General features: G+C 72.4%; 27 protein-coding genes and 1 tRNA gene. 14 read left to right on the forward strand and 14 right to left on the reverse strand.

Annotated features, from left to right (window positions below; all coding sequences use genetic code 11):
• Positions 1-325: 325 nt before the first annotated feature.
• Positions 326-1,300, reverse strand: coding sequence for a tetratricopeptide repeat protein (locus ACIA79_RS08570; RefSeq protein WP_399427393.1), 975 nt, complete (start codon positions 1,298-1,300; stop codon positions 326-328).
• A gap of 297 nt (positions 1,301-1,597) precedes the next feature.
• Here ACIA79_RS08570 and ACIA79_RS08575 point away from each other — a divergent pair, with 297 nt between their 5' ends.
• A complete protein-coding gene (locus ACIA79_RS08575) occupies positions 1,598-2,218 on the forward strand; it encodes a TetR/AcrR family transcriptional regulator (protein ID WP_399427394.1) in 621 nt (206 codons plus the stop codon).
• Positions 2,219-2,258: 40 nt separating this feature from the next.
• Here the strand turns inward: ACIA79_RS08575 and ACIA79_RS08580 are convergent, their stop codons facing one another.
• The 6 genes from ACIA79_RS08580 to ACIA79_RS08605 all read right to left on the reverse strand — a co-directional run bounded on the left by ACIA79_RS08580 (position 2,259) and on the right by ACIA79_RS08605 (position 6,317).
• Positions 2,259-2,756, reverse strand: a complete 498-nt coding sequence (locus tag ACIA79_RS08580) for a GNAT family N-acetyltransferase (protein ID WP_399427395.1) — start codon at positions 2,754-2,756, stop codon at positions 2,259-2,261.
• A 99-nt stretch (positions 2,757-2,855) separates the two neighbouring features.
• Positions 2,856-4,556 carry a methylmalonyl-CoA mutase gene (locus tag ACIA79_RS08585; protein ID WP_399427396.1) on the reverse strand — a complete coding sequence of 567 codons (1,701 nt, stop codon included), beginning with the start codon at positions 4,554-4,556 and terminating at the stop codon, positions 2,856-2,858.
• Positions 4,557-4,637: 81 nt separating this feature from the next.
• Positions 4,638-4,973 carry a DUF3817 domain-containing protein gene (locus ACIA79_RS08590; RefSeq protein WP_399427397.1) on the reverse strand — a complete coding sequence of 112 codons (336 nt, stop codon included), beginning with the start codon at positions 4,971-4,973 and terminating at the stop codon, positions 4,638-4,640.
• A 127-nt stretch (positions 4,974-5,100) separates the two neighbouring features.
• Positions 5,101-5,610, reverse strand: a complete 510-nt coding sequence (locus ACIA79_RS08595) for a MarR family winged helix-turn-helix transcriptional regulator (protein WP_399427398.1) — start codon at positions 5,608-5,610, stop codon at positions 5,101-5,103.
• Between the two features lie 72 nt (positions 5,611-5,682).
• Entirely contained in the window at positions 5,683-5,976 is a 294-nt protein-coding gene (locus tag ACIA79_RS08600) for an MTH1187 family thiamine-binding protein (RefSeq protein ID WP_031073724.1), read from the reverse strand.
• Positions 5,973-6,317, reverse strand: coding sequence for a DUF3817 domain-containing protein (locus tag ACIA79_RS08605; RefSeq protein WP_399427399.1), 345 nt, complete (start codon positions 6,315-6,317; stop codon positions 5,973-5,975). The genes ACIA79_RS08600 and ACIA79_RS08605 overlap by 4 nt, the downstream gene beginning before the upstream one ends.
• 160 nt (positions 6,318-6,477) lie before the next feature.
• Between ACIA79_RS08605 and ACIA79_RS08610 the strand changes: the two genes are divergently transcribed.
• The 4 genes from ACIA79_RS08610 (at position 6,478) to ACIA79_RS08625 (ending at position 9,163) form a co-directional block, all read left to right on the forward strand.
• Complete coding sequence (locus tag ACIA79_RS08610) at positions 6,478-7,116, forward strand: AIM24 family protein (protein ID WP_399427400.1); 639 nt, start codon at positions 6,478-6,480, stop codon at positions 7,114-7,116.
• Positions 7,116-7,766, forward strand: coding sequence for an AIM24 family protein (locus ACIA79_RS08615; RefSeq protein WP_399427401.1), 651 nt, complete (start codon positions 7,116-7,118; stop codon positions 7,764-7,766). The genes ACIA79_RS08610 and ACIA79_RS08615 overlap by 1 nt, the downstream gene beginning before the upstream one ends.
• Positions 7,763-8,542: an AIM24 family protein gene (locus tag ACIA79_RS08620; protein WP_399427402.1), complete on the forward strand. Its 780-nt coding sequence runs from the start codon at positions 7,763-7,765 to the stop codon at positions 8,540-8,542. The genes ACIA79_RS08615 and ACIA79_RS08620 overlap by 4 nt, the downstream gene beginning before the upstream one ends.
• Positions 8,543-8,686: 144 nt before the next feature.
• A complete protein-coding gene (locus ACIA79_RS08625; protein WP_031073733.1) occupies positions 8,687-9,163 on the forward strand; it encodes a MarR family winged helix-turn-helix transcriptional regulator in 477 nt (158 codons plus the stop codon).
• 82 nt (positions 9,164-9,245) lie between these two features.
• Here the strand turns inward: ACIA79_RS08625 and ACIA79_RS08630 are convergent, their stop codons facing one another.
• Both ACIA79_RS08630 and ACIA79_RS08635 read right to left on the reverse strand, forming a co-directional pair.
• On the reverse strand, positions 9,246-10,649 hold the full coding sequence (locus tag ACIA79_RS08630; protein ID WP_399427499.1) for an ATP-binding protein: 1,404 nt from the start codon (positions 10,647-10,649) through the stop codon (positions 9,246-9,248).
• 8 nt (positions 10,650-10,657) lie between these two features.
• Positions 10,658-11,317, reverse strand: coding sequence for a response regulator transcription factor (locus ACIA79_RS08635; RefSeq protein WP_399427403.1), 660 nt, complete (start codon positions 11,315-11,317; stop codon positions 10,658-10,660).
• Positions 11,318-11,438: 121 nt separating this feature from the next.
• Here ACIA79_RS08635 and ACIA79_RS08640 point away from each other — a divergent pair, with 121 nt between their 5' ends.
• Positions 11,439-11,864: a PepSY domain-containing protein gene (locus tag ACIA79_RS08640; RefSeq protein ID WP_399427404.1), complete on the forward strand. Its 426-nt coding sequence runs from the start codon at positions 11,439-11,441 to the stop codon at positions 11,862-11,864.
• 142 nt (positions 11,865-12,006) lie between these two features.
• Here ACIA79_RS08640 and meaB read toward each other — a convergent pair whose 3' ends face one another.
• Together meaB and ACIA79_RS08650 are read right to left on the reverse strand one after the other, a co-directional pair.
• Complete coding sequence (meaB, locus tag ACIA79_RS08645; RefSeq protein ID WP_399427500.1) at positions 12,007-12,963, reverse strand: methylmalonyl Co-A mutase-associated GTPase MeaB; 957 nt, start codon at positions 12,961-12,963, stop codon at positions 12,007-12,009.
• Between the two features lie 40 nt (positions 12,964-13,003).
• Complete coding sequence (locus ACIA79_RS08650; RefSeq protein ID WP_399427405.1) at positions 13,004-14,212, reverse strand: acetyl-CoA C-acetyltransferase; 1,209 nt, start codon at positions 14,210-14,212, stop codon at positions 13,004-13,006.
• 147 nt (positions 14,213-14,359) lie between these two features.
• On the opposite strand from ACIA79_RS08650, the gene mce reads away from it, so the two are divergent.
• The 6 genes from mce (at position 14,360) to ACIA79_RS08680 (ending at position 22,615) form a co-directional block, all read left to right on the forward strand.
• Entirely contained in the window at positions 14,360-14,800 is a 441-nt protein-coding gene (gene mce / locus ACIA79_RS08655; RefSeq protein WP_399427406.1) for a methylmalonyl-CoA epimerase, read from the forward strand.
• 167 nt (positions 14,801-14,967) lie between these two features.
• Positions 14,968-19,020: a polarized growth protein Scy gene (gene scy, locus ACIA79_RS08660; protein WP_399427407.1), complete on the forward strand. Its 4,053-nt coding sequence runs from the start codon at positions 14,968-14,970 to the stop codon at positions 19,018-19,020.
• A 115-nt stretch (positions 19,021-19,135) separates the two neighbouring features.
• Positions 19,136-20,074, forward strand: coding sequence for a cellulose-binding protein (locus ACIA79_RS08665; RefSeq protein ID WP_391813627.1), 939 nt, complete (start codon positions 19,136-19,138; stop codon positions 20,072-20,074).
• Positions 20,075-20,261: 187 nt separating this feature from the next.
• On the forward strand, positions 20,262-21,200 hold the full coding sequence (locus ACIA79_RS08670) for an ABC transporter ATP-binding protein (RefSeq protein WP_399427408.1): 939 nt from the start codon (positions 20,262-20,264) through the stop codon (positions 21,198-21,200).
• 4 nt (positions 21,201-21,204) lie between these two features.
• On the forward strand, positions 21,205-21,984 hold the full coding sequence (locus ACIA79_RS08675) for an ABC transporter permease subunit (RefSeq protein WP_399427409.1): 780 nt from the start codon (positions 21,205-21,207) through the stop codon (positions 21,982-21,984).
• Between the two features lie 52 nt (positions 21,985-22,036).
• The gene (locus ACIA79_RS08680) at positions 22,037-22,615 is read left to right on the forward strand and encodes an isochorismatase family protein (protein WP_399427410.1); all 579 of its coding nucleotides are present in this window, start codon (positions 22,037-22,039) and stop codon (positions 22,613-22,615) included.
• Between the two features lie 215 nt (positions 22,616-22,830).
• Here ACIA79_RS08680 and ACIA79_RS08685 read toward each other — a convergent pair whose 3' ends face one another.
• The 3 genes from ACIA79_RS08685 to ACIA79_RS08695 form a co-directional block, all read right to left on the reverse strand.
• Entirely contained in the window at positions 22,831-24,027 is a 1,197-nt protein-coding gene (locus ACIA79_RS08685; protein ID WP_399427411.1) for an acyl-CoA dehydrogenase family protein, read from the reverse strand.
• A 657-nt stretch (positions 24,028-24,684) separates the two neighbouring features.
• Positions 24,685-25,092, reverse strand: coding sequence for a helix-turn-helix transcriptional regulator (locus tag ACIA79_RS08690; protein WP_399427412.1), 408 nt, complete (start codon positions 25,090-25,092; stop codon positions 24,685-24,687).
• Between the two features lie 88 nt (positions 25,093-25,180).
• On the reverse strand, positions 25,181-25,591 hold the full coding sequence (locus ACIA79_RS08695; RefSeq protein ID WP_399427413.1) for a VOC family protein: 411 nt from the start codon (positions 25,589-25,591) through the stop codon (positions 25,181-25,183).
• Positions 25,592-25,742: 151 nt separating this feature from the next.
• On the opposite strand from ACIA79_RS08695, the gene ACIA79_RS08700 reads away from it, so the two are divergent.
• Positions 25,743-26,114 carry an MmcQ/YjbR family DNA-binding protein gene (locus ACIA79_RS08700; protein WP_399427414.1) on the forward strand — a complete coding sequence of 124 codons (372 nt, stop codon included), beginning with the start codon at positions 25,743-25,745 and terminating at the stop codon, positions 26,112-26,114.
• A gap of 206 nt (positions 26,115-26,320) precedes the next feature.
• Positions 26,321-26,394: transfer RNA gene (locus ACIA79_RS08705), tRNA-Pro, on the forward strand.
• Positions 26,395-26,581: the final 187 nt, after the last annotated feature.

Here is a 26,581-nt window from a genome sequence, read left to right on the forward strand (position 1 = left end):
CGTGGCCCGGCGGTTCGCCGGGGTGGTACGGGATTGGACCGAGCGTCGCCGATCGTGGTCCATTCCGCGGCGGGGCACAAGGGGGTTCGTTACCCACTAGTAACGGCTGGATAACCGCGGTACGACGGGGTGGCGTCGGGCGGGCACTCAGGGTGCTACCACCCGGTTCGACAGAAGGTGATTTCGCCGCTGAAAGGCGGACATAAGGAGGGCGTTGCTTTACTGGAAGTAACAGCGGCCGCGATTACCAAGTTTTGGTAAAACGCGGCCGCGTTCCGTCACTCTCCCGCCGGTTCGGGGCCCTTCGCCCCGGCCGGGCGGTGCCTCAGAAGAGCACCCTCGCCAGCGCCGAACGGGCCGCCTGGACGCGCGGGTCCTCGGGGCCGATCACCTCGAACAGCTCCAGCAGCCGCAGCCGCGCGGTGTCCCGGTCCTCGCCCGCCGTGCGCCGGACCGTCTCGACGAGACGGCCGAAAGCGTCCTGCACGTGCCCGCCGACCAGATCGAGGTCGGCCGCGGCCAGCTGGGCCTGGACGTCGGCGGGGTCGTCCGCGGCGTTCTTGCGGACCTGCTGCGGGTCCATGTCCCGCACTCGGCCCAGCAGCTCCGCCTGCGCGAGCCCCAGCTTCGCCTCGACATTGGCCGGATCGTCCACCAGGACGTTCTTGTACGCCTGGACGGCGCCGGCGAAGTCGTTGGCGTCCAGCGCCTGCGCCGCCGCCTCCAGCAGCGCGTCGTACGGGCCGGCCGGCCGGACCGGGGCGGCCGGCGCCGCGGCGCCCTCGCCGTCCGGGTCGACGGTGAGGCCGGTGAGGCCGAAGCGCTGCTCGCCGACCTGGATCAGCTGGTCCAGCGTCTGCCGGATCTGGGCCTCCGGGGCCGCGCCCTGGAAGAGCGGCAGCGCCTGGCCGGCGACCACCGCGAAGACGGCCGGGATGCCCTGGATCCCGAACTGCTGCATCAGCATCTGGTTGGCGTCGACGTCGATCTTCGCCAGCAGGAAGCGGCCGTTGTACTCGACGGCCAGCCGCTCCAGCAGAGGACCGAGCTGCTTGCAGGGCTCGCACCACTCGGCCCAGAAGTCGAGGACGACCGGTACCTCGGCCGAGCGCTGGATGACGTCGCGCTCGAAGCCGGCCTCGTCGACGTCGATCACCAGCGCGGACGGGGACACCGCCGCGCTGCCGCCGTGCCGGGCGGCCTCGGCCCGCGCCTTCTCCGCCTTCGCCTTGGCCTCTCCGGCCGCCTTCACCGCGGCGAGGTCGACGACGCCGCTCATGGACATGTTCCTAGGCTGCATGGGTACATCCTCCCCCTTCCGCGGTCGTAACCGGTAAGAACCGGTAAGTCACGGCGCACGCCGCTGTCCGAGCGCGGCCGGAATGCGGCTGCGCGCCCGTCTTCACCCGTTTCGTAGCGGCGCCGGGTCCCCACCTCGGCGCCAGTGCGTGGTTGTCGCTGGGGCCGCTCGGGCGGCCTTTCGCTACAGGTCGTAGCGTAATGGCAGGAGGCGGGTCAGGGCGAGACCCCCGCGGTGAACTCGATCACACGAACGGCGGCGGGCGGCGCAACCTACTCGCCGGTATGGTCGGGCGTCATGTGCAGCCGTACGAGCCCTCGAAGCCGTGCCGGACGGCCCCGCAGCGCCGCGGCCGACACCGCGATCCTGGAGGCCACCCGCGCCGCGCTCGTCGAGCTGGGCTGGTCCAAGCTGACGATGAGCGACGTCGCCACCCGCGCCGGCGTCGCCAAGACCACCCTCTACCGGCGCTGGGCCGGCAAGAACGAGCTGGTGGTGGACGCGGTCGCGGTCCTCTTCGACGAGCTGCAGCTGCCCGACCGCGGCAGTCTGACGGCGGACATCGAAGGCGTGGTCCTCCAGTTCGCAGCGCTCCTCGAACGGCCCGAGACCAAGACGGCCCTGATGGCGGTGATCGCCGAGTCGACCCGCGACGAACCGCTGCGCGAACGGATCCGCACCTCGATCGTCGAGCGGCAGAAGCGCCTCGTCCAGGAGGGCCGCCGGCGCGCCCAGGCCCGCGGCGAGCTGCCCGCGGGACCCGGTCCGATGGCCGGCACCGACGACCTGATCTTCGACGTGATCGCGGGCGCGGTGGTCCACCGGGCTCTGGTGAGCGCCGAGCCGGTCGACGCCCAGTGGGTGCAGCGCTTCACCGCGCTGCTGCTGGGCGGCCTCGCCGCGGCCGCGCAGACCTGAGTCCCCGCCCCTGCCTGCGCGGCCCCGGGGCCCCGCTGCCCTACAGCGGCCGGTACATGATGTGCAGGCCGACGTATCCGCGCTCGGGGTGGCGGAAGCCCTCCGGGACCGTGCCGATGATGCGGAAGCCCAGCGATTCGTAGAGCCGTACGGCGTGGGCGTTGGTCTCGACGACCGCGTTGAACTGCATGCCCCGGAAGCCGGCGGCCCGGGCCCACCGCAGCGACTCCTCGACCAGGGCCCGCCCGACGCCGCGCCCGCCGTGGGCCGGGTCGACCATGTAGCTGGCGCTGGCGATGTGCGCGCCGTTCCCGCCCTGGTTGTTGTTCATCTTCGCCGTGCCGACGACCGTCCCCGTGGCGTCGTCGACAGCGACGACCGTACGGTTCGGGGCGGGAAGCAGCCACCATGCGCGGCCCTGCTCGTCGCTCAGGTCGAGGGGGTAGGTGAAGGTGTCCCCCGCGGCGACGATCGCCCGGAAGAAGGGCCGGATGGCGGGCCAGTCGCCGGCGGTGGCGTCCCGGATGGTGAGCTGCATGCGCCCAGCATGCAACGGCCGTGCCCCGGGCGCGACGGAGTTTCGCCCGGTGGGGGCCGGGTGCTCCGCGCGCAAGGCGGAGGCACCCGGCCCACCCGGTCAGAAGCCCGCCGGCTCGGTGTACGTGCCCCACTCGTCGCGCAGCGCGTCGCAGATCTCGCCGAGCGTGGCCTCCGCGCGGACGGCCTCCAGCATGGGCTCGATCATGTTGGCACCGCTGCGGGCGGCGTCGAGCATGGCGTCCAGCGACGCCCGTACCCGCGCGTCGTCGCGCCGCGCCCGGCGGTCGGCGAGCAGGCGCACCTGCTCGCGCTCCACCTCGTGGCTGACCCGCAGGATCTCCAGGTCGCCGGTGACGGAACCGGTGTGCACGTTGACGCCGACGACCCTCTTGTCGCCCTTCTCCAGCGACTGCTGGTAGCGGAAGGCGGACTCGGCGATCTCACCGGTGAACCAGCCGTCCTCGATGCCGCGCAGGATCCCGGAGGTGATCGGCCCGATGGGGTGCTGCCCGTCGGGGTGCGCGCGCAGACCGCGTTCCTTGATCTGCTCGAAGATCTTCTCGGCGTCCGCCTCGATGCGGTCGGTGAGCTGCTCGACGTACCAGGAGCCGCCCAGCGGGTCGGCGACGTTGCCGACGCCGGTCTCCTCCATCAGCACCTGCTGCGTGCGCAGGGCGATCTCGGCGGCCTGCTCACTGGGCAGGGCGAGGGTCTCGTCCAGGGCGTTGGTGTGCAGGGAGTTGGTGCCGCCGAGGACCGCCGCGAGCGCCTCGACCGCCGTGCGGACGACGTTGTTGTACGGCTGCTGAGCGGTGAGGGAGACGCCGGCGGTCTGGGTGTGGAAGCGCAGCCACTGCGCCTTGTCGGTCTTGGCGCCGTAGACCTCCTTCATCCAGCGGGCCCAGATGCGGCGGGCGGCGCGGAACTTGGCGATCTCCTCGAAGAAGTCGACGTGCGCGTCGAAGAAGAAGGACAGGCCGGGCGCGAAGACGTCCACGTCCAGGCCGCGGCTCAGGCCGAGTTCCACGTACCCGAAGCCGTCGGCGAGCGTGTACGCCAGCTCCTGCGCGGCCGTCGCACCGGCCTCGCGGATGTGGTAGCCGGAGACGGAGAGCGGCTTGTACGCGGGGATGCCGGCCGCACAGTGCTCCATCAGGTCGCCGATCAGGCGCAGGTGGGGCTCGGGCTGGAAGAGCCACTCCTTCTGGGCGATGTACTCCTTGAAGATGTCCGTCTGCAGGGTGCCGTTGAGCACGCCCGGGTCGACGCCCTGGCGTTCGGCGGCGACGAGGTACATGCAGAAGACGGGGACGGCGGGGCCGCTGATCGTCATCGACGTCGTGACGTCGCCGAGGGGGATGTCCTTGAAGAGGATCTCCATGTCGGCGGCGGAGTCGATGGCGACGCCGCAGTGGCCGACCTCGCCGAGCGAGCGGGGGTCGTCGGAGTCGCGGCCCATCAGGGTCGGCATGTCGAAGGCGACGGACAGGCCGCCACCGCCGTTGCCGAGGATCATCTTGTAGCGCTCGTTGGTCTGCTCCGCGTTGCCGAACCCGGCGAACTGGCGGATGGTCCAGGTGCGGCCCCGGTAGCCGGTCGGGTACAGGCCGCGGGTGAAGGGGTACTCACCGGGCCAGCCGATCCGCTCGAAGCCGTCGTAGGTGTCGCCGGGCCGGGGCCCGTAGACGGGCTCAACGGGGTCGCCGGAGAGCGTGGTGAAGTCGGCGTCGCGCTTGCGGGCGGCGTCGTAGCGGGCCTGCCAGCGTCGGCGGCCTTCCTCGATGGCGTCAGCGTCCATACCTTCGAATTTACTAGGACGTCCTAGTAAATGTCGATGGCTGACCGCCGTACGCAACGTGGCGCACGGCGGTCGGGGAGGTTACGCCTCGGCGGGCCGGGGCGCTGCGGCGCCGGCGAGCAGCGGCTCGACGTCGCGGACGACCGTGCGCTCGACGAAGAAGGCGGCGAAGGGGATCGTGCCGGAGAGCAGGATCCACAGCAGCTTGCCGAACGGCCACTTCGCCTTGGACCCCAGGTCGAAGGCGAAGACCAGGTAGATGATGTAGAGGACACCGTGGGCCTGGGAGACCATGAAGGTCACGTCCTCGCCCGTGTCGAACCCGTACTTCGCCACCATGCAGGTGCAGAGCAGGAGCAGCATGACGGCGGTGACGTAGGCCATCACTCGGTAGCGGGTCAGCACGCTTCGTTTCATGCGTTCGAGCGTAACCGCTCGCCGAACCCCCGCTCGGGCGGGGAGCACCTCATGCTGCTCGTGCTCTGCACGTGCATGGTGGGATCACCCCCGCGTCGCCGGGGAGGCGCGCTGACCCGCCCCCGGCCTACTTCTCGTCGAAGTCGTGCGCGGCGATCCGCAGCGGCCGCAGCATCGCGAAGATCTCCGCGCACTCCTCGCCGTCGTACACGCCGAGCCCGAAGTCCATCGCCATCAGGTCGCGGGTGGCGTCCTCGACGACCTCACGGCCCTTGTCGGTGATGGAGGCGAGGGTGCCGCGGCCGTCGTTGGGGTTGGGGCGCTTGGCGACCAGGCCGGAGCGCACCAGGCGGTCGACGGTGTTGGTCACCGAGGTGGGATGCACCATCAGCCGTTCGCCGATCTTGGACATCGGCAGTTCGCCCGCCTTGGAGAAGGTGAGCAGCACCAGCGCCTCGTACCGCGCGAAGGTCAGCCCGTACGGCTTGACCACGGCGTCGACCTCGGCGAGCAGGATCTGGTGGGCGCGCATGATCGAGGTGATCGCCGCCATCGAGGGCACGGGCCCCCACCGCTGCTGCCAGAGTTCGTCGGCGCGGGCGATGGGGTCGAACGGGAGACTGAGCGGCTTGGGCACGGGACCGACCTTACCGAGTGGTCACATGCTGGTCAGCCCCGTCTCGCTTTTCGGTACCCGGGCCGGTCCCGGTCAGGCCGACAGGTGGCGCTCCACCGTCTCGACCTTGGAGGTCAGGCCGTCGGTGACGCCCGGCCGGATGTCCGCCTTCAGGACGAGCGAGACGCGCGGCGCCCGCGCCTCCACGGCCGCGACGGCGCGCCTGACGACGTCCATGACCTCGTCCCACTCGCCCTCGACGGAGGTGAACATCGCGTCCGTGCGGTTCGGGAGCCCGGACTCGCGGACGACGCGCACGGCATCGGCGACGTACTCGCCGACGTCCTCGCCGACGCCGAGGGGGGTGACGGAGAAGGCGACGATCACGCGTTCACCGCCCCTTCGCGGCGGGCCCGGGAGGCGATGACGGCGTCGTCGGCGGCGCGCTTGAGCTTGCGGTCGGCGAAGAAGCCGCCGAAGGGCACCACGGAGAGGAGGAAGTAGACGGCGGCCGTCTTCACGTCCCACTTGGTGCGGTTCCAGGCGTCGAGCCAGAAGAGCACGTACAGGATGAAGAGCACGCCGTGGACGGCACCCATGACCGGGACCGCGTTGAACTCCGTCGTGCGCTTGAGCACCGAGCAGACCAGCAGCAGGAGGAACGAGACGGCCTCCGGCGCGGAGACCAGGCGGAGGCGGTGGAGGGAGGAGGCGGTCTTGATGTCCACGAGGCAGCACCTTCGTCGTGAGCGATGCGCGGCGATCTTGTGAATCGCCGCACAAGCGGGTCCGGACCATTGTGGCAGGCGACTTTGCCAGTCCGTTACCAGGGTGGGGATCCACCCGGTGGCCCTGTCCCGGCCGGGGGCCACCGGTTACCGTCGTCGCGTGGCAACGTTCCGACTCCAGGGCAGCAAAGTGCTCGCCGTCGACATGACCGGCGACTCCGTCAGAGCGAAGAACGGCTCGATGGTCGCGTACGACGGCCAGATGGCCTTCAAGAAGATGTCCGGCGGGGGTGAGGGCCTGCGCGGGATGGTCACCCGGCGGCTCACCGGCGAACAGATGGAAATGATGGAGGTGAAGGGGCAGGGCACCTGCTACTTCGCCGACCGGGCGAGCGAGATAAACCTGGTCGCGCTGCACGGGGACAAGCTCTTCGTGGAGGCCAGCAACCTGCTGTGCGCCGACGGCGGGCTGCGCACCGGCACGAGCTTCACCGGTCTGCGCGGCGGGGCGACCGGGACCGGGCTGTTCACGACGACCGTCGAGGGCTCGGGGCAGGCCGCGATCATGTCGCACGGACCGGCCGTGGTGCTGCGGGTGACACCGCAGTACCCGCTGTCGGTGGACCCCGGCGCGTACGTCGCCCACCAGGGCGACCTCCGGCAGAGCTTCCAGTCCGGTGTGACGTTCCGCACGTTTCTGGGCGAGGGCGGCGGCGAGGCGTTCCAGATCCGCTTCGAGGGCGACGGGCTGGTCTACGTCCAGCCGAGCGAGCGCAACACCGTCGGGGGGGACATCTGATGCCGTTCCGCGAGGTCAACGCGAAGATGGTCGAGGCGACGATCGCGCCCGGCCAGAAGATGTTCAGCCAGCGGGGCGCGATGCTCGCGTACCGCGGCGACGTCACTTTCACGCCGAACATGGCCGGCGGCCAGGGCGGCCTGATGTCGATGATCGGGCGCCGGGTGGCCGGCGAGGCGACGCCGCTGATGACGGTCGAGGGCCGGGGCACCGTGATGTTCGGGCACGGCGGCCACCACATCCAGGTGATCCAGCTGTCCGGCGACACCCTGTACGTGGAGGCGGACCGGCTGCTGGCCTTCGACGGGACGCTGGAGCAGGGCACGATGTTCCTGGGCGCGCAGGGCGGCGTCATGGGCATGGTGCGCGGTCAGGTCACCGGCCAGGGGCTGTTCACGACGACCCTGAAGGGCCACGGCGCGGTCGCGGTGATGGCGCACGGCGGGGTCATCGAGCTGCCGATCACCCCCGGGCGGCCGGTCCACGTCGACCCGCAGGCGTACGTCGCGCACCACGGCGACGTGCGCAACAAGCTCTCCACCGCCCTGGGCTGGCGCGACATGGTGGGGCGCGGCTCGGGCGAGGCGTTCCAGCTGGAGCTGAGCGGCAGTGGTGCGGTGTACGTCCAGGCGTCGGAGGAGAAGCTGTGAGCACGCCCGTCGTTTTCGATCCCGTCACGCTGCCGAGCGACGACAACGTCAATCCGTACACCTTCTGCGTGGAGCTGAAGGGCTCCCAGTGGTTCCTGCAGAAGGGGAAGATGATCGCCTACTACGGGCGGATCGACTTCAACGGCATCGGCCACGGACGCCTGGAGCGGCTGATCCGGACGAGTTTCCACTCCCCGCTGCACGCGAGCGACTGGGTGGTGGCGGAGGGCAGCGGCAAGATGCTGCTGGCGGACCGCGCCTTCGACGTGAACTCGTTCGACCTGGACGAGGGGAACCTGACCATCCGGGCCGGGAACCTGCTGGCGTACCAGCCCACCCTGGCGCTGAAGCAGTCGATCGTGCCGGGGTTCCTGACCCTGCTCGGCACGGGCAAGTTCGTGGCCGCGTCGAACGGGCCCGTGGTGTTCATGGAGCCGCCGCTGCGGGTGGATCCGCAGGCGCTGGTGGGCTGGGCGGACTGCCCCTCGCCGTGCCACCACTACGACCACGGCTACATGACGGGCGTCCTGGGCGGGCTGCGGCAGCTGACGGGGATCGGCGGGGCGTCCGGCGAGGAGCACCAGTTCGAGTTCGCGGGGGCGGGGACGGTGCTGCTCCAGTCGACGGAGGCGCTGATGCCCGAGCAGGCGACGGGGGCGGTGCCGCACGAGCCGGGCGTACCGGGCGGAACGCATGGATCCGGCCACGGTCAGCACGGTTCCGCACCGCGCCTTCCCGGTCAGCTGGGGGACCTCCAGCGTCGCTTCGGGCTGTGAGCGGTAGTCTGCGGAGTGTGACGTCCTCGAACGTCTGCGCCCTTGTAGTGCGGGTACACAGACCCCGGGGACGGGGGGCCGGGGCTGCCCGGCGTCACCGACCTCATTTCGTCCAGCATTCAACTTCTTAGGTAGAATCCATACATGGAGACCGAGACGGCCATCCCCTGGCTGACCGATGCCGAGCAGCGCGCCTGGCGCACGTACCTGGACGTGAACAGGCTGCTGACGTACCAGTTGGAGAAGGACCTCCAGCCGTTCGGACTGACCATCAACGACTACGAGATCCTGGTGAACCTCTCGGAGTCACTCGAGCGGCGGATGCGGATGAGCGACCTGGCGGCGGCGACGCTTCAGTCCAAGAGCCGCCTGTCCCACCAGATCACCAGGATGGAGAACGCCGGACTGGTGCGCCGGGAGAACTGCGAGTCGGACCGGCGCGGGCTGTACGCGGTCCTCACCGACCACGGCATGGAGACCATGCGGAAGGTCGCCCCGCACCACGTCGAGTCGGTGCGCAAGCACTTCATCGACCTGCTGAACCCGGACGCGCTCCACCAGCTGCACGACTCGCTGCACCCCATCGCCGAACAGCTGCGGGGCCTGCGCGGCAAGCCCTAGGAGGTCCTGCCGATCAGGCCGGATCGGTGAGCGGCGTTCGGTGCCGGGCGTCGCGAGCCCGGCGTGACCGGCACGACACCACCTAAGCGGTGTCCGCGGAGTCCCGCGGCACCCGCAGCTCCAGCATCGCGCCGCCGGAGGGGGACCGGCGGGCCGCGAGGGTGCCGCCGTGGCGTACGGCGATGTCACGGGCGATCGCGAGGCCCAGGCCCGCGCCGCCCTCGTCCCGGCTGCGGGCGTCGTCCAGCCGGACGAACCGCTCGAAGATCCGCTCCCGCTCGGCCTCCGGCACGCCCGCCCCGTCGTCCTCGACGGTCAGCACGGCGTCCCGTCCGGCGGTGCGGACGGTGACCGTCACCCGGGCGGCCGCGTGCCGCTGGGCGTTGTCGAGCAGGTTCGCGAGGACCCGCGCGAGCTGGGGGCGCGAGCCGCCGAGCTCGGCGCGCTCGGCCTCGACCCGGACCGGTACGCGGTCCCCCGCCCGCTGGGACACCTCCTGCCGCACCAGCTCGGCCAGGTCGAAGCGGGTCCGCCCCGGCCGCTCCCCCGCGTCCAGACGGGCCAGCAGCAGCAGGTCCGCCGCCAGCCGCTGGAGCCGCACGGTGTCGGCGACCGCGCCGGGGAGGTCCAGCAGCCCGGGGTGCGCCGCGCCCACCTCCAGCTGGGTGCGCAGGCTCGCGATGGGGCTGCGCAGTTCGTGCGAGGCGTCCGCGACGAACCGCCGCTGCCGCTCGACGGATGCCTCCAGCGCCGCCAGCGTCTCGTTGGTCGTACGGGCCAGCCGCGCCACCTCGTCGTGGGTGCCGGGCTCGGGCACGCGGCGCGAGAGGTCCTCCGACGCCGTGATCGCCGCCATCTCGCTGCGGATGCCCTCCACGGGCTTCAGCGCCCGCCGGGTGACCAGCCAGGTCACGGCGGCGACCACCGCGAGCAGCACCGGCAGCGTGCCGAGCATGGCGTCCCGCACACCGGAGACCGTGGCCGTCTCGGTGGTCAGCGGCGCGCCGGCGTACACGGTGACCTCGCCGCCCCGCGGCCCGGAGGCCCGGACGGCGGCGAAGCGGTACGTGGCGGTGTCGCCGTCGACGGTGACGTCGCCCTTCGAGTACGCGACGTCGTCGGAGACCTCCCCGGTGTCCGGTCCCGCCCCGCCGTCCTCGCCGGGACGCGGCGCGACCGCCGTCGTCCCCGGGCTGCCGGTGCCGGTGATGGCCTCGATGTCGTCCCCGACCGCGACGACACGACCGTCCTCGTCCACGACCTGCACCGGGTGCTCCTCGGTGTCGTCGGGCAGGTCCAGCCGGTCCGGCGGCCTGCCGTCGGCGATCTGCGAGGCGACCGAGCGGGCCGAGACCGTCGCCTGGAGCTCGGCCTGGTCGACGAGGTTGGCGCGCAGCACCGCGAGCAGCGCGAAGCCCGCGCCGACGAGCGCGACCGCCACGACGAGGGTGGCGCCGAGGGCGGTACGGGCGCGGACGGAGCGCAGCGGGTGCCTCACCGGTCCTCCAGGCGGTAGCCGGCGCCGCGCACGGTGCGGATGGTCCGCGCGCCCAGCTTGCGCCGCAGCGTGCTCACGTACACCTCGACGATGTTCGGGTCGCCCTCGTACGCGAAGTCCCAGACGTGCTCCAGGATCTCCGCCTTCGACACGACCTCGCCCGGCCGCAGGGCCAGCTGCTCCAGGACGGAGAACTCCTTCGTGGTGAGGCCCACCTCCGCGCCGTCCAGCAGGACGCGGCGGCTCGCGGTGTCGACGGTGAGGGCCCCGGCCCGCAGCACGGGGGACGCGGTGCGGCCGCGGCGCCGCAGCAGGGCCTTGACGCGGGCGACGAGGACGACGTACGAGAACGGCTTGGTGAGGTAGTCGTCGGCCCCGGTGTCGAGGCCCTCGGCCTCGTCGTACTCGCCGTCCTTGGCGGTAAGCATCAGGATCGGCACGTCGTGCCCGGCGGCCCGCAGCGCCGCGCAGACGCGGTAGCCGTTCATGCCGGGCAGCATGATGTCGAGGACCACCAGGTCGTACGCTCCGTCCCCGGCCCGGTGCAGCCCTTCGAGCCCGTCGTGGACCACGTCCACGGCGAACCCTTCGGCGCGCAGCCCGGCGGCGAGGGACAGGGCGAGCCGCTTCTCGTCCTCCACGATCAACAGGCGCATGGGTTCAGGGTCGCAAACGGAACCTGAAGAGGCCTTCAGGCGGCTTCAGCCCGCCTTCAGGCACCGGGGCGCAGGGTGGGTCGCGTACCGAAGGAACCGAACCTCCCTGGAGGCCCCTCCCATGAAGCGCAACCTCATCATCGCGACGGTCACCGCGGCGGCCCTGGCCACCGGCGGCACGGCGGCGGCGTTCGCCGCGGCCGACGAGGCCCCGTCGCAGCCGCACCACGCGGTGGCGCAGTCCGACGACCGCGACGACGCCGCGGACGCCTCCTCCGACGCCGAGGAGGCGCGGGACGCCGTCCGGGGCACCGGGGTCACGGCCGCCGAGGCGCTGCGGGCCGTCGCGGGCCACGGCACGGTGACCTCGCTGGAGCTGGACGACGACGGCGCGAAGGCGTGGGACGTCGAGCTGCTGACGAAGGACGGCACGGTCCAGGACTGGACGGTCGACGCGAAGACCGCGAAGGCCGCGAAGGCGGTCCAGGACAAGGAGCAGGACGACGAGCGGGACGCGGACGCCGACGCCGGCTCCGACGAGGACTGACGCCTCCTGCCCCGGGTGGCCGGTGCCGCCGGCAGCCCGCGCCGGGCGGCACCCGGCGCGGGGGCGACCGCCCGGGAACCGGCTGCACAGTCCGTCCCGGCTCCCCGCCGGACGGGTCCGGCGGGGAGCCGGAAGACGGGTCCTACTGACCCGTCAGGCCCGCCACCAGTTCGTCCGCCGCCGCGTACGGGTCCAGCGTGCCCGAGACGATGCGCTCCGCGAGGGTGCCGAGGCGGCGGTCGCCGTGGAGGTCGCCGATGCGTTCACGCAGAGCCGTGACCGCGATGGTCTCGACCTCGCGCGCGGCCCGCGCCCGGCGGCGCTCCGCCAGGACGCCCCGCTCCTCCATCCAGGCGCGGTGCTTCTCCAGCGCCTCGACGACCTCGTCGACGCCCTCGGCGCGCGCCGCCACCGTCTTGACGATCGGCGGCCGCCAGTCGCCCGGCCCGCGGGCCTCGCCGAGGCCCAGCATGTGGTTGAGCTCGCGCGCCGTGGCGTCGGCGCCGTCGCGGTCGGCCTTGTTGACGACGTACACGTCGCCGATCTCCAGGATGCCCGCCTTGGCCGCCTGGATGCCGTCGCCCATGCCGGGCGCGAGCAGCACCACGGACGTGTCCGCCTGGGAGGCGATCTCGACCTCCGACTGCCCGACGCCGACCGTCTCGACCAGGACCACGTCGCAGCCGGCCGCGTCCAGGACCCGGATCGCCTGCGGCGCGGCCCAGGCGAGGCCGCCCAGGTGGCCGCGGGTGGCCATGGAGCGGATGTAGACGCCCGGGTCGGAGGCGTGCTCCGACATCCGGACGCGGTCGCCGAGCAGCGCGCCCCCGCTGAAGGGCGAGGACGGGTCGACGGCCAGGACGCCGACCCTCTTGCCGGCCCGCCGGTACGCGGTGACCAGGGCCGACGTCGACGTCGACTTGCCGACACCGGGCGAGCCGGTCAGGCCGACGACGTACGCCCCGCCCGTCAGCGGCGCGAGCGCCGCCATCACCTCACGGAGCTGCGGGGACGCACCCTCCACGAGCGAGATCAGCCGGGCCACGGCCCGCGGCCGGCCCTCCCGTGCCTGGGCGACCAGTGCGGGGACGTCCACCATCACGTACAGAGCTCCTTACGGGCCGGGCCGTCAGGCCGGTTTACTTGCCGTTGCCGGGGACGCGGAGGATCAGCGCGTCACCCTGGCCGCCGCCGCCGCACAGCGCCGCCGCGCCGACTCCGCCGCCGCGCCGCTTGAGCTCCAGGGCCAGGTGGAGGACGAGCCGGGCGCCCGACATGCCGATCGGGTGCCCGAGGGCGATGGCGCCACCGTTGACGTTCACCTTTTCGGGGGTCACGCCGAGATCCTTCATTGACTGTACGGCGACCGCCGCGAACGCCTCGTTGATTTCGATCAGGTCGAGGTCGGAGACGTCCAGGCCCTCCTTCTTCAGGGCGTGGACGATCGCGTTGGACGGCTGCGAGTGCAGCGAGTTGTCCGGTCCGGCCACGTTGCCGTGGGCGCCGATCTCGGCGATCCAGTCCAGACCGAGCTCCTCGGCCTTGGCCTTGCTCATCACGACGACGGCCGCGGCACCGTCGGAGATCTGCGAGGCCGTGCCGGCCGTGATGGTGCCGTCCTTGGCGAAGGCGGGGCGCAGCTTGCTCAGGGACTCGACCGTGGTGTCCGCCCGGATGCCCTCGTCCTTGGCGCAGATGACGGGGTCGCCCTTGCGCTGCGGGATCTCGACCGGGGTGATCTCGGCCTCGAAGATGCCGTTCTTCTGCGCGGCGGCGGCGCGCTGGTGGGACAGCGCGGCGATCTCGTCCTGCTCCGCGCGGGCGATGCCGAGGTGGGTGTTGCGCTTCTCGGTGGACTCGCCCATGGCGATGCCCTCGAACGGGTCGGTGAGGCCGTCGTGCGCCATGGTGTCGAGCATCTCGATGGCGCCGTACTTGAAGCCCTCGCGGGACTTCGGCAGCGCGTGCGGCGCGTTCGTCATGGACTCCTGGCCGCCGGCGACGATCACGTCGAACTCGCCCGCGCGGATCAGCTGGTCCGCGAGCGCGATGGCGTCGAGCCCGGAGAGGCAGACCTTGTTGACGGTGAGCGCCGGGACGTTCATCGGGATGCCGGCCTTGACGGCGGCCTGACGGGCGGGGATCTGCCCGGCGCCGGCCTGCAGCACCTGGCCCATGATCACGTACTGCACCTGGTCACCGCCGATGCCGGCCCGGTCGAGGGCGGCCTTGATGGCGAAGCCGCCCAGGTCGGCGCCCGAGAAGGACTTCAGCGAGCCGAGCAGCCGGCCCATGGGCGTGCGTGCGCCCGCGACGATGACTGAGGTGGTACCGGTCGTTCCAGACATGAGGCACGATCCCCTTCCAGCCTGGGGCTGAGGAGTGAACGAGGGTTTACTGCCAATGTACTGAGCGGTACTGGCCCGGGTCACCGGCCAGCCGGTGTGATCGCGCGCACGTTGCGTAACCACCACCTTCGGCGCTGCACTGTTCCCATGCTGACGCGAATCGACCACATCGGGATCGCCTGTTTCGACCTCGACAAGACCGTCGAGTTCTACCGTGCCACGTACGGGTTCGAGGTCTTCCACACCGAGGTCAACGAAGAGCAGGGCGTGCGCGAGGCCATGCTCAAGATCAATGAGACGTCCGACGGCGGCGCCTCCTACCTCCAGCTGCTGGAGCCCACCCGCGAGGACTCCGCGGTCGGGAAGTGGCTGGCCAAGAACGGCGAGGGCGTCCACCACATCGCGTTCGGCACGGCGGACGTGGACGGGGACGCCGCGGCCATCCGGGAGAAGGGGGTGCGCGTGCTGTACGAGGAGCCCCGCATCGGCTCCATGGGGTCGCGGATCACCTTCCTGCACCCGAAGGACTGCCACGGGGTCCTCACGGAACTGGTGACGTCCGCTGACCCGTCCTCAGCGGAGCACTGACCTCCGGATTCCTGGCCCGGTAGAGTGGGCGGCTCCGGGCCGGGGACGGACCGGGGCCGCGCCGCGTCCCCGGCGTTGGATCTGACACCATTCCCCGGGGGGCCGTTCGCCCGGCGAACGGTGCTCGTACAAGAGAGTTGCGACCAGGGGACGGATGGGACCGCGCAGTGCGGGGCTACGAACGCCAGGAGAGCCACCGGGCTGACGACCACCTTTCGCGGTTCGAAGCCGAGATGGACCGGCTGAAGACCGAGCGGGAGAAGGCCGTCCAGCACGCCGAGGACCTCGGTTACCAGGTCGAGGTCTTGCGCGCCAAGCTCCACGAGGCGCGCCGCACCATCGCGACCCGGCCCGCGTACGACAGCGCGGACATCGGCTACCAGGCCGAACAGCTGCTGCGCAACGCCCAGATCCAGGCCGAGCAGCTGCGGTCGGACGCCGAGCGCGAGCTGCGCGAGGCCCGCGCCCAGACGCAGCGGATCCTCCAGGAGCACGCCGAGCACCAGGCCCGGCTGCAGGCCGAGTTGCACGCGGAGGCGGTGCAGCGCCGCCAGCAGCTCGACCAGGAGCTGGCCGAGCGCCGCCGGACCGTCGAGGCGCACGTCAACGAGAACGTGGCGTGGGCGGAGCAGCTGCGGGCCCGCACCGAGGCGCAGGCCCGCCGCCTGATGGAGGAGTCCCGCGCGGAGGCCGAGCAGGCACTGGCCGCCGCCCGCGCGGAGGCCACCCGGCTCGCGGAGGAGGCCCGCCAGCGGCTCAGCGCCCAGACCGAGACGGCCCGCGCGGAGGCCGAGGCGATCCTGCTGCGCGCCCGCAAGGACGCCGAGCGGCTGCTGACCGCCGCGTCGACGCAGGCCGCGGAGGCCACCAGCCACGCCGAGCAGCTGCGCAGCGCCACCACCGCCGAGTCGGAGCAGGCGCGCCAGCAGGCCACCGAGCTGAGCCGGGCCGCCGAGCAGCGGCTCCAGGAGGCGGACGAAAGGCTGCGCGAGGCCCGCGCGGAGGCCGACAAGGTCGTCGCGGAGGCGCGGGAGGCGGCGGCCAAGCGGCTGTCGACCGCCGAGTCGGAGACCGAGCAGCGCACCCGTACGGCCAAGGCGGAGATCGCGCGGCTGGTCGGGGAGGCCACCAAGGAGGCCGAGGCCGCCAAGGCGGAGGCCGAGCAGGCGCTCGCCGACGCCCGCGAGGTGGCGGAGAAGCTCGTCGCGGAGGCTTCGGAGAAGGCCCGTACGAAGGCGGCCGAGGATTCCGCGGCGCAGCTCGCCAAGGCGGCCCGTACCGCCGAGGAGGTCCTGACCAAGGCGTCGGAGGACGCCCGGGAGACCACCCGCAAGGCCACCGAGGAGGCCGAGCGGATCCGCCGCGAGGCGGAGGCCGAGGCGGACCGGCTGCGGGCCGAGGCGCACGACACGGCCGAGGAGCTCAAGGGCGCGGCCAAGGACGACACCAAGGAGTACCGCGCCAAGACGGTCGAGCTCCAGGAGGAGGCGCGCCGGCTGCGCGGCGAGGCCGAGCAGCTGCGTGCCGAGGCGATCGCCGAGGGCGAGCGCATCCGCGGCGAGGCGCGGCGCGAGGCCCTCCAGCAGATCGAGGAGGCGGCCAGGACCGCCGAGGAGCTGCTGACCAAGGCGAAGGCGGACGCGGACGAGCTGCGCACGGCGGCGACCGCCGAGAGCGAGCGGGTGCGCACGGAGGCGATCGAGCGGGCGACCGGGCTGCGCAAGCAGGCCGAGGAGACGCTGGAGCGCACCCGCGCGGAGGCCGAGCAGCTGCGGACCGAGGCCGAGGAGCAGGCCGAGTCGGTGAAGGCCGCGGCCGAGCAGGCCGCCGCCGCGCTGCGCGAGGACGCCGAGCGGGGCATCGCGGCCCGGCAGGCGGAGGCCGCCGAGGAGCTGGCCCGGCTGCACTCGGAGGCGGAGGCCCGCCTCACGACCGCCGAGCAGGCGCTGGCCGACGCGCGGGCGGAGGGCGAGCGGATCCGCCGCGAGGCGGCGGAGGAGACCGAGCGGCAGCGCACCGAGGCCGCCGAACGCATCCGTACCCTCCAGGCGCAGGCCGAGCAGGAGGCCGAACGGCTGCGCACCGAGGCGGCGTCCGACGCGTCGGTGACCCGTGCCGAGGCGGAGGAGAACGCGGTACGGCTCCGCACCGAGGCCGCCACGGAGGCCGAGCGGCTCCGCAGCGAGGCGCAGGAGTCGGCCGACCGGGTGCGGGCGGAGGCCCAGGCCGCGGCCGAGCGGGTCACGGCCGAGGCCGCCGAGGAGCTGGCGGCCGCGCAGGAGGAGGCCAACCGGCGCCGGCGCGAGGCGGAGGAGATCCTCGGCGCCGCGCGCGGCGAGGCCGACCAGGAGCGGCAGCGGGCCCGCGAGCAGAGCGAGGAGCTGCTGGCGTCGGCGCGCAAGCGCGTCGAGGAGGCGCAGACCGAGGCCCAGCGGCTGGTCGAGGAGGCGGACCGGCGCGCCACCGAGATGGTCGCGGCGGCCGAGCAGACGGCGCAGCAGGTGCGGGAGTCGGTGGCCGGGCTCCAGGAGCAGGCCGAGGAGGAGATCGCCGGGCTGCGGTCGGCCGCCGAGCACGCCGCGGAGCGCACGCGCACGGAGGCGCAGGAGGAGGCGGACCGGGTCCGCGCCGACGCGTACGCGGAGCGGGAGCGGGCCGCGGAGGACGCGGCCCGGGTGCGCACCCGGGCGCAGGAGGAGGCGGACGCCGCGAAGGCGCTCGCCGAGCGGACGATGGCGGACGCCCTCGCCGAGTCCGAGCGGCTGAGGTCGGACAGCGCGGAGTACGCCCAGCGGATGCGTACGGAGGCGTCCGACGCGGTGGCGTCGGCGGAGCAGGACGCGTCGCGGACGCGGGCGGAGGCCCGCGAGGACGCCAACCGCATCCGTTCGGAGGCCGCCACGCAGGCGGACCGGCTGGTCGGCGAGGCGACGAGCGAGGCCGAGCGCATCACGGCCGAGGCCGCCGAGCTGCTGGCGAGCGCGGAGCAGGACGCGGTCCGGCTGCGCGGCGAGGCCGAGCAGGTCAAGGCCGACGGCGAGGCGCAGGCCGAGCGGTTGCGCGCCGCCGCCCGCGCGGACGGCGAGCAGGTGCTGGACGAGGCGCGCAAGGCCGCGGACAAGCGGCGCGCCGATGCCGCCGAGCAGGCGGACCAGCTCATCGCGGAGGCCACCGGCGAGGCCGAGCGGATCGGCACCGAGGCGGCCGAGCGGGTGGAGCGGCTGCTGGCGGAGGCGACGAGCGAGGCGGAGCGGCTGCGGAGCGAGGCGGCGGACGAGGCCGAGCGGCTGCGGGCCGAGGCGAGCGAGACCGTGGGCTCCGCGCAGCAGGCTGCCGAACGGATGCGGGCGGAGGCCGAGCGGCACCGGACGGAGACGGAGGCGGCCGCCGAGCGGATGCGCAGCGAGGCGCGGGCCGAGGCGGACCGGATGGTCGACGAGGCGCGCGAGGCGGCGGCCAGGCGCCGCGCGGACGCGGCCGAGCAGGCCGACCAGCTCATCGCGAAGGCGCAGGAGGAGGCGCTGCGGGCGACCGCCGAGGCGGAGGCGCAGGCCGACACGATGGTCGGCGCGGCCCGCAAGGAGGCCGAGCGGATCGTCGCGGAGGCGACCGTCGAGGGCAACACCCTCGTGGAGAAGGCCCGGACGGACGCGGACGACCTGCTGGTCGAGGCGCGCGGGGACGCGACCGCCATAAGGGAGCGGATGGAGGATCTCCGTACGCGGACCGAGGCGGAGATCGAGGAGCTCCACGAACGGGCGCGTCGCGAGGCGGCCGAACAGATGAAGTCCGCCGGCGAACGGGTGGACAAGCTGGTGAAGGCCGCCACCGAGCAGCGCGCCGAGGCGGAGGCCAAGGCGAAGGAGCTGCTGTCGGATGCCAATTCGGAGGCCGCGAAGGTCCGTATCTCCGCGGTGAAGAAGGCGGAAGCGCTGCTCAAGGAGGCCGAGCAGAAGAAGGCCGAGCTCACCCGCCAGGCCGAAAAGATCAAGGCGGACGCGGAGCGCGAGGCGGAGAAGATGATCTCCGACGGCACGCGGGAGGTGGAGGTCCTGGCGCGCCGGCGCGAGGACATTCAGGCGGAGATTTCGCGCGTTCAGGACGTATTGGAGGCGCTGGAGTCGTTCGAAGCTCCGTCAGGGGGTACGAAGGACAGCGGAGTCAAGGCGGGTGCGACGGCCGGGGTTACCCGTTCGAGTAGCAAGTCATCCGACGGTTAAGCCACTCAAAAGGCTGGACATTCTGTAGTTTGAACGGGCATCCGCTCGAAGACACGCCGCTTTGGCCCCTAGGATTCCCCCTAACACCTCACCGGTCTCATTCGACAGGAACCCCATGAGCGACACTTCCTCCCCCTTCGGCTTCGAGCTCGTGCGGCGTGGTTACGACCGCGGTCAGGTGGACGACCGCATTACCAAGCTCGTCGCCGACCGTGACAGTGCTCTGGCCCGAATCACCTCTCTGGAAAAGCGCATCGAGGAGCTCCACCTCGAGACGCAGAACGCCCAGGCCCAGGTCAGCGACGCCGAGCCGTCGTACGCCGGTCTCGGTGCCCGTGTCGAGAAGATCCTCCGTCTGGCCGAGGAGGAGGCGAAGGACCTGCGCGAGGAGGCTCGTCGCGCCGCCGAGCAGCACCGCGAGCTCGCCGAGTCGGCGGCCCAGCAGGTGCGCAACGACGCGGAGTCGTTCGCCGCCGAGCGCAAGGCGAAGGCGGAGGACGAGGGCGTACGGATCGTCGAGAAGGCGCAGTCCGAGGCGAACACGCTGCGCGCCGAGGCCCAGAAGGACGCCCAGTCGAAGCGTGAGGAGGCTGACGCGCTCTTCGAGGAGACCCGTGCGAAGGCCGCGCAGGCCGCCGCCGACTTCGAGACGAACCTCGCCAAGCGGCGCGAGCAGTCGGAGCGGGACCTGGCCGCCCGTCAGGCGAAGGCGGAGAAGCGTCTCGCCGAGATCGAGCACCGGGCGGAGCAGCTGCGCCTGGAGGCGGAGAAGCTGCGCACGGACGCGGAGCGCCGCGCCCGCCAGACGGTGGAGACCGCGCAGCGCCAGGCCGAGGACATCGTGGCCGACGCGAACGCCAAGGCGGACCGTATCCGCAGCGAATCGGAGCGCGAGCTGGCGGCGCTGACGAACCGTCGCGACTCCATCAACGCCCAGCTGACCAACGTCCGCGAGATGCTGGCCACGCTGACCGGCGCGGCGGTGGCCGCGGCGGGTTCCCCCGTGGACGACGAGCCCGTCTCCCGCGGCGTCCCGGCCCAGCAGGCCCGCTGAGGCCGCAGCGCAGTACCGCCGGTTTCACCGAGGGCCCTGCGGGACCCACGACGAACACGCCTCGCGGCGCGGTTCGCGTGGGCCCTGCGGGGCCCTCGGCACGTCGCCGGCCGGCCGGTTCCCACGAAGGGAAGAGGGGCGTGTCATTCCGGTGGCGGCCCGCTTCCCGGGCTCGTAGCGTGGACGGATGATCGAGCTCGAGGGGCTGACGAAACGGTTCGGTACGAAGACGGCGGTCGACCGTCTCAGTTTCCGTGTCCGCCCCGGGGTGGTGACGGGCTTCCTGGGCCCGAACGGAGCCGGCAAGTCGACCACCATGCGGATGATGCTCGGCCTGGACCACCCGACCGGCGGGACGGTCCGGATCGACGGCAAGCGGTACCGGGACCTCGACGAGCCGCTGAAGTACATCGGCGGGCTGCTGGAGTCCCGGGCGATGCACGGGGGGCGCAGCGCGTACAACAACCTGCTCTGTCTGGCGCAGTCCAACCGCATTCCGCAGCAGCGGGTCGCGGAAGTCCTCGATCTCGTCGGGCTGACCGCCGTCGCCCGGAAGAAACCGAAAGGTTTCTCGATGGGCATGGGGCAGCGCCTGGGAATCGCCGCCGCCCTGCTGGGTGACCCGCAGGTTCTCCTCTTCGACGAACCCGTCAATGGTCTGGACCCCGAGGGAATTCACTGGATCCGCAATCTGATGAAGGCGCTGGCCGCGGAGGGCCGGACGATCTTCGTATCCAGCCATCTCATGAGCGAAATGGCACTGACGGCGGACCACTTGATCGTGATCGGGCAGGGCAGGCTGCTCGCCGACACCTCCATGGCGGAATTCATCCGGCAGAACTCCCGCAGTTATGTACGGCTGCGCACACCGCAGCGCGAGGAACTGCTCGACGCGCTGCGCCGGGGCGGCCTGACGGCGGTCGAGGTGGAGGGCGGGGTGCTGGAGATCGACGGCACGACGACCGAGGAGGTCGGCGAGCTGGCGGCCCGGCACGGGGTCACGCTGCACGAGCTGAGCGCCCAGCGGGCGTCGCTGGAGGAGGCGTTCATGCAGATGACGGCGGCGGCGGTCGAGTACCACGCGCACTCCGCGAACGCCCCGCAGTGGGCCCCGAAGGAGGTCTGAGCCGATGGCAGCGGTCCCCGCGGTCCTGCGCTCCGAATGGACCAAGATCCGTACGGTCCCGTCGACGGTGTGGACGCTGGCCAGCGCCCTGATCGTCACGGTGGCGATGGGGGCGGCGCTGTCCGCGCTCGTGCGGGAGACCTTCGACGAGATGCCGCCCGTCGAGCGGGCCACCTTCGACCCGACCGTCGTCAGCTTCTCCGGCATGCTGCTGGGCCAGCTGGCGATGGTGGTGTTCGGCGTCCTGGTGGTCGGCACGGAGTACAGCACCGGGATGATCCGTACGTCGCTGGCGGCGGTACCCCAGCGGGCCACCTTCCTCTTCGGCAAGATCGCCGTCGCGGGGGTGCTGGCGCTGGTCGTGGGCCTGCTGACCAGCTTCCTGTCCTTCTTCGCCGGCCAGGCGCTGCTGGGCGAGCACCGCACGGGCATCGGCGAGGAGAATGTGCTGCGCGCGGTCGTCGGCGGGGGCCTCTACATGGGGCTGATGGCCGTGTTCTCGATGGGCGTGGCGGCGATGCTGCGTTCGACGGTGCTGTCGCTCGGCATCCTGGTGCCGTTCTTCTTCCTCGTCTCGCAGATCCTGTCGGCCGTGCCGAAGGCGAAGGAGGTGGCGGAGTACTTCCCCGACCAGGCGGGCTCCACGATCATGCAGGTGGTGCCGGGCGCGCTGGGCAGCGATCCGGCGCCGTACAGCCCGTGGGGCGGGATGGGCATCATGCTGCTGTGGGTGGCGGCGGCGCTGGCCGGCGGGTACGCGGTGCTGAGGAAGCGCGACGCCTAGCGGGCCGATATCGGATGGCGGCTCCGGTGCCGGCCGTCCGATCATCACGCACATGACCGATCACCTGGCTCCTGTGCAGGCGCTGCTTCTCGTCGATCTCCAGCGGGCGTTCGTCTCCGGCGCCGAGGCCGTACCGGATGCCGCCCGGCTCCTGCGGCACATCCGGGACCTGCTCGCGCGGGCGCGGTCGGGCGGCGCGCTCGTGGTGCACCTGCAGAACGACGGGCCGCCGGGCGCGGCCGACGAGCCGGGCACCCCCGGCTGGGAGCTGTTCCTGCCGGTCGAGGAGCACGGACGGGAGGCCGTGGTGCGCAAGACCGAGGACGACGGTTTCGACGGCACTGCGCTCGGCGCGCTGCTGGACGGCGCCGGGGTAGGGGCCGTGGCGGTCTGCGGGGTGATGTCGGAGATGTGCGTCGCGGCGACCGCCCGCACCGCGCTCGCGCGCGGCCACCGGGTGGTGCTGCCGCACGACGCCCACGCCACGTACGACATCCCCGCCCGGCCCGGCGTCAGCGACGCGGTGCCGGCCGTCATGGTGTCGCGGGTCGCGGAGTGGTCGCTGGGCGACGAGGTCGAGATCCCGGCGCACGCCGCCGAGGTGACGTTCGTGTCCGCCGGGCGCGGATGAGCGGCGGGGGGGGGGGGGGGGGGGGGGGGGGGGGGGGGGGGGGGCGGGGCCGGGGGGGGGGGGGGGGGGGGGGGGGGGGGGGGGGGGGGGCGGGGGCGGGCGCGGGCCCGGGGCGGCGCGGCGGCCCCCCCGCCCCCCCCCCCCCCCCCCCCCCCCCCCCCCCCCCCCCCCCCCCCCCCCCCCCCCCCCCCCCCCCCCGGGCCCGGGGCGAGCCGTTACAGCGCCGGTTCCATCCGCAGGACATCGGCGAGCTGCTCCGACCACTCGCCCTTCGCCGTGCCCAGGGCGACTTCGGCGAGGCGCAGCAGCTGGATGTCCGACGTGCCCGCCGGGGCGAAGAGGTGGTGCGCGTCGCGCAGGAACCGCTCGATGGGGCGGTCGGTGAACAGCCCGGCGGCGGCGTGGATCTCCATGGCGTTGCGAGCGGAGTCCAGCGCCGACTCCACATTGACGAGCTTGGCGTTCATCAACTCCGCGTCGCAGGGGATGCCCTGGTCGAGCAGGTGCACGGCGTGGTACGCGGCCAGCCGTGCGGTCATCAGCCGGGACTGGATCTGCCCGAGCTTCAGCTTGACGGACGGCAGTGCGTGCAGTGGCCGGCCGTAACGGTGGCGCTCTTCGCAGAACCGGGTCGTCTCCTCCAGGATCGCCCGGTGGATGCCGAGCGAGACGGCGGTGAGGTTGGCCCGCCCGTACAGGACACTGGAGGAGTAGGCGACGGCGAGCCCGTCCCCCTCCTCACCGAGCCTGTTCGACGCCGGGACGCGGCAGTTGTCGAAGAACAGCTCACCGAAACCGAATCCGTGCAGACCCATCGTGGGCTGCTGGTCGCCGACGCGGAAACCCGGCCGCCAGGACTCGACGAGGAAGGCCGTCAGCCCCTTCGATCCCGGGCCGGTGCGCGCGACGACACCGTGCAGGTCGCCGACATGGCTGTTCCCCACGAAGACCTTGCGGCCGTTGAGCAGGTAATCGTCACCGTCGCGGACGGCCGTGGCGGTCATGCCCAGCACATGGCCTCCGGACTCGGGCTCGGTCACCGCGATGGTCGGCAGGCATGCGCCCGCCGCGATGGCAGGCAGCCAGGTCTTCTTCTGCTCGTCGCTGCCGAAGTGCACGATCTTGGCCGCACCCAGCTGCGATGCCTGCACCATGGCGCCCATGGCACCGCTGACCCGGGACAACTCCTCGATGATGATCGTCTTGCCGAGATGGCCGACCCCCAATCCGCCGTACTCCTTGCTGATCGTCGCGCCGAGCCACCCCTGCCGGGCGATGAGCCGCGACAGCTCGTGGTGTACCGACCGGGCCGCCTCCATGGCGGGTATCAGCGGCCGGACCCGGCTCTCCGCGAAATGCCGTACACGCGCCCTCAATCGATGGTGCAGTCCACTGGCGAAGTACCCGTCCAAAGCGAGGCCTCCTCTGCGAAACGCCTGCTCGTGCGGGTGTGCGAGCAGGTGGTGCATCGGTAGTGATCCCGGTCCCGAACAGGCCGACCACCTCTTGGTGCCGATCGTCTCCGAACCCTTCGGGCGTTCGTCTCACCGTTGGCCGAAACAGATGTGGTTGACGTGAGGTCGGTGCTGTGCTGCGCGTGATGGGGGCCTGTCCGGTCCTATCCGAGGTCCATTCCCCCCGCGCTTCCTCCTGCCACATGCCAAAGGCAAAGGGTTTCGTGGGCAGACGGCTCCGAAGGCCGGATATCCCGCCCATGGCGTCACGGCCGCCACAGAGGTGCGGGACGGATGGATCGATTCGGCACGGAGATCGGCCGGATCCGTGCCGTGCGGGAACGGGTGGCGGGTCCTCACGGGCAGGCGTGCCGGAGCGGTACTCCGTCGTGGTGCCGGGGCGCGGCGCACAGGGGCGCAAACCGGCGCACGGTGCGGCCGCGGAGCTCCGCAGCGCTCTGACAGGCGCACGCCCTCTTCCCGTGCGCCGGCCCGTACCGCTCGCCGGGGGTGCGGGGCGCGTCGGCGGTACGGGCCGGTTTCGGGTGGTACAGGACGGTTATGGGCGGTACGGGCGGGGTGCGGACGGCGTTCCGCGCGGCGGTGCGGCGGCCTTCACGCCGGCCGCCGCACGGGCCTCCCTTCCGCAGCGCCCGCCGCATGGCGCCGGTAGGCGCCGGGCGACATGCCGACCAGCTCGGTGAAGCGCGCGTCGAAGACGCCCGGCGACGGGCAGCCGACCGCTGAGCGGACCTCGGCCACGCCGAGGCCGCCCTGTCGCAGCAGTGCCGCCGCCCGCTCGACACGACGCCTCATCAGGTACGCGTAGGGCGATGTGCCGTACGCCATCCGGAACGCGCGGCTGAGGTGCCCGGGCGGCATGCCGGCGCCGCGGGCGAGCGCCTCGACGTCCAGCGGCAGCGCGTGCTCCCGGTCGATCCGGTCGCGGACGCGGCGCAGCAGTGCGAGGCCGTCCGTACGCAGCGCCGCGATGCGTGCCTGCCGCCACGCCGGGTGACACATGGGGGGTTCCCTTCGTCGGTGTCCGTGAGCAGAAGGCGCACCGCGGCGGCGAGGTGACCCTTGACGCGTGCGCGGCCGGCCCGACGGTTCAGCGGAGCTCCTGGATGCGGACGAGGTTGCCCGCGGGGTCACGGAAGGCGCAGTCGCGGATGCCGTACGGCTGCTCGGTCGGCTCCTGGACGACCTCGGCGTCGCCGGCCTGCACCCGCGCGAACGTGGCGTCGAGGTCCCGGGTGGCCAGCAGGATCCAGCCGTAGGTGCCCTTGGCCATCATCTCCCGGATGGTGCGGCGCTCGTCCTCGGTGACGCCGGGGTCGGCGGCGGGCGGCGCCAGCAGGATCGACGTGCCGGGCTGCCCGGCGGGGCCGACGGTGATCCAGCGCATCGCACCCTGCCCGACGTCGCTGCGGACCTCGAAACCGAGGACGTCGCGGTAGAAGGCCAGCGAGGCGTCCGGGTCGACGTGCGGGAGGAAGGTCGTGTGAATGGTGATGTCCATGCCGCTCAGGCTAGGTGCGGGCGTGCGGCCCCCGCTTCTCGGATCCTGACCGATCCGGATACCGGTGCCGAGCCGATTCCGTGCCGGTTCCGGGTCCGGTTCGGGTGCCGGGCCGGGTGCTCGTGCCGGTGGCGAGTCGTACGGTCGTCGTATGGCCACAGCCGACGACGTACGCAGGATCGCGCTCTCGCTGCCCGGGGCGGCCGAGAAGCTGTCGTGGGGGATGCCCACCTTCCGCGCGGGCGGCCCGGGCGGCAGGATCTTCGCCTCCCTGGACGAGGACGACCGGGTGATGGGCGTCAAGTGCCCGCAGGAGGAACGGGAGGAGCTCATCGCCGCCGAGCCCGACAAGTTCTTCCTCCGGGCGGGTCACGACGACGCCTACGCCTGGCTGCGCGTCCGGCTCGCCGCGCTCGACGACGAGGAGGAGCTGCGTTCCATCCTCGTCGACTCCTGGCGGCAGGCCGCGCCGCGCAAGCTCCTCGACGCGCACCCCGAGACGGCCCGGCCGTCGGGGGAGTGACGCGGCCGCGCGGGGCCGCTGCCGCAGAAAGCCCATGATCGCTCCGGTTCTCGCAGCGTGCTCGCGCCGTCACCGATCGCGGTCACCCGGGGCGCGACCGGAGGCGGTGCGGGGCCGGCCGGGAAAGCGGTTCGTGATCACCGGCCGGAGTGCGGTATTGTTCTCATGCACGCCGGGCCGGGGGAAACCCCAGGTCAGACGGGCCTCGGGACGTGGCGCAGCTTGGTAGCGCACTTGACTGGGGGTCAAGGGGTCGCAGGTTCAAATCCTGTCGTCCCGACTTGTGAAAGTCGGAATCAAGAGGTCGTTTCGGAGTCATCCGAAACGACCTCTTGGTCGTTTCCGCGACCGGCCGGGGGCCGAGGTGCCGGCCGCGTCACTGGGTGACCACGCGGATCACGCGCCCGGACGCGCGGAGCCCCCGAGCCGGCGGGCTGTCGCCCGCCGCGTCCGTTCCCTTACAGTCC

It is taken from the genome of Streptomyces sp. NPDC051310 (genome assembly GCF_044455245.1).
Taxonomy (GTDB): Bacteria; Actinomycetota; Actinomycetes; order Streptomycetales; family Streptomycetaceae; genus Streptomyces.

Excerpts from the sequence above, each read along its gene's own strand:
- ACIA79_RS08675 (WP_399427409.1), top strand. The coding sequence starts at position 21,205 with ATGGCAGCGGTCCCCGCGGTCCTGCGCTCCGAATGGACCAAGATCCGT.
- ACIA79_RS08570 (WP_399427393.1), bottom strand. The coding sequence starts at position 1,300 with ATGCAGCCTAGGAACATGTCCATGAGCGGCGTCGTCGACCTCGCCGCG.
- ACIA79_RS08700 (WP_399427414.1), top strand. The coding sequence starts at position 25,743 with ATGGCCACAGCCGACGACGTACGCAGGATCGCGCTCTCGCTGCCCGGG.
- ACIA79_RS08585 (WP_399427396.1), bottom strand. The coding sequence starts at position 4,556 with ATGGACGCTGACGCCATCGAGGAAGGCCGCCGACGCTGGCAGGCCCGC.
- ACIA79_RS08580 (WP_399427395.1), bottom strand. The coding sequence starts at position 2,756 with ATGCAGCTCACCATCCGGGACGCCACCGCCGGCGACTGGCCCGCCATC.
- ACIA79_RS08665 (WP_391813627.1), top strand. The coding sequence starts at position 19,136 with ATGAGCGACACTTCCTCCCCCTTCGGCTTCGAGCTCGTGCGGCGTGGT.
- ACIA79_RS08615 (WP_399427401.1), top strand. The coding sequence starts at position 7,116 with ATGCCGTTCCGCGAGGTCAACGCGAAGATGGTCGAGGCGACGATCGCG.
- ACIA79_RS08650 (WP_399427405.1), bottom strand. The coding sequence starts at position 14,212 with ATGTCTGGAACGACCGGTACCACCTCAGTCATCGTCGCGGGCGCACGC.
- mce (WP_399427406.1), top strand. The coding sequence starts at position 14,360 with ATGCTGACGCGAATCGACCACATCGGGATCGCCTGTTTCGACCTCGAC.
- ACIA79_RS08680 (WP_399427410.1), top strand. The coding sequence starts at position 22,037 with ATGACCGATCACCTGGCTCCTGTGCAGGCGCTGCTTCTCGTCGATCTC.
- ACIA79_RS08695 (WP_399427413.1), bottom strand. The coding sequence starts at position 25,591 with ATGGACATCACCATTCACACGACCTTCCTCCCGCACGTCGACCCGGAC.
- ACIA79_RS08670 (WP_399427408.1), top strand. The coding sequence starts at position 20,262 with ATGATCGAGCTCGAGGGGCTGACGAAACGGTTCGGTACGAAGACGGCG.
- ACIA79_RS08590 (WP_399427397.1), bottom strand. The coding sequence starts at position 4,973 with ATGAAACGAAGCGTGCTGACCCGCTACCGAGTGATGGCCTACGTCACC.
- ACIA79_RS08690 (WP_399427412.1), bottom strand. The coding sequence starts at position 25,092 with ATGTGTCACCCGGCGTGGCGGCAGGCACGCATCGCGGCGCTGCGTACG.
- ACIA79_RS08635 (WP_399427403.1), bottom strand. The coding sequence starts at position 11,317 with ATGCGCCTGTTGATCGTGGAGGACGAGAAGCGGCTCGCCCTGTCCCTC.
- ACIA79_RS08575 (WP_399427394.1), top strand. The coding sequence starts at position 1,598 with ATGTGCAGCCGTACGAGCCCTCGAAGCCGTGCCGGACGGCCCCGCAGC.
- ACIA79_RS08640 (WP_399427404.1), top strand. The coding sequence starts at position 11,439 with ATGAAGCGCAACCTCATCATCGCGACGGTCACCGCGGCGGCCCTGGCC.
- meaB (WP_399427500.1), bottom strand. The coding sequence starts at position 12,963 with ATGGTGGACGTCCCCGCACTGGTCGCCCAGGCACGGGAGGGCCGGCCG.
- ACIA79_RS08625 (WP_031073733.1), top strand. The coding sequence starts at position 8,687 with ATGGAGACCGAGACGGCCATCCCCTGGCTGACCGATGCCGAGCAGCGC.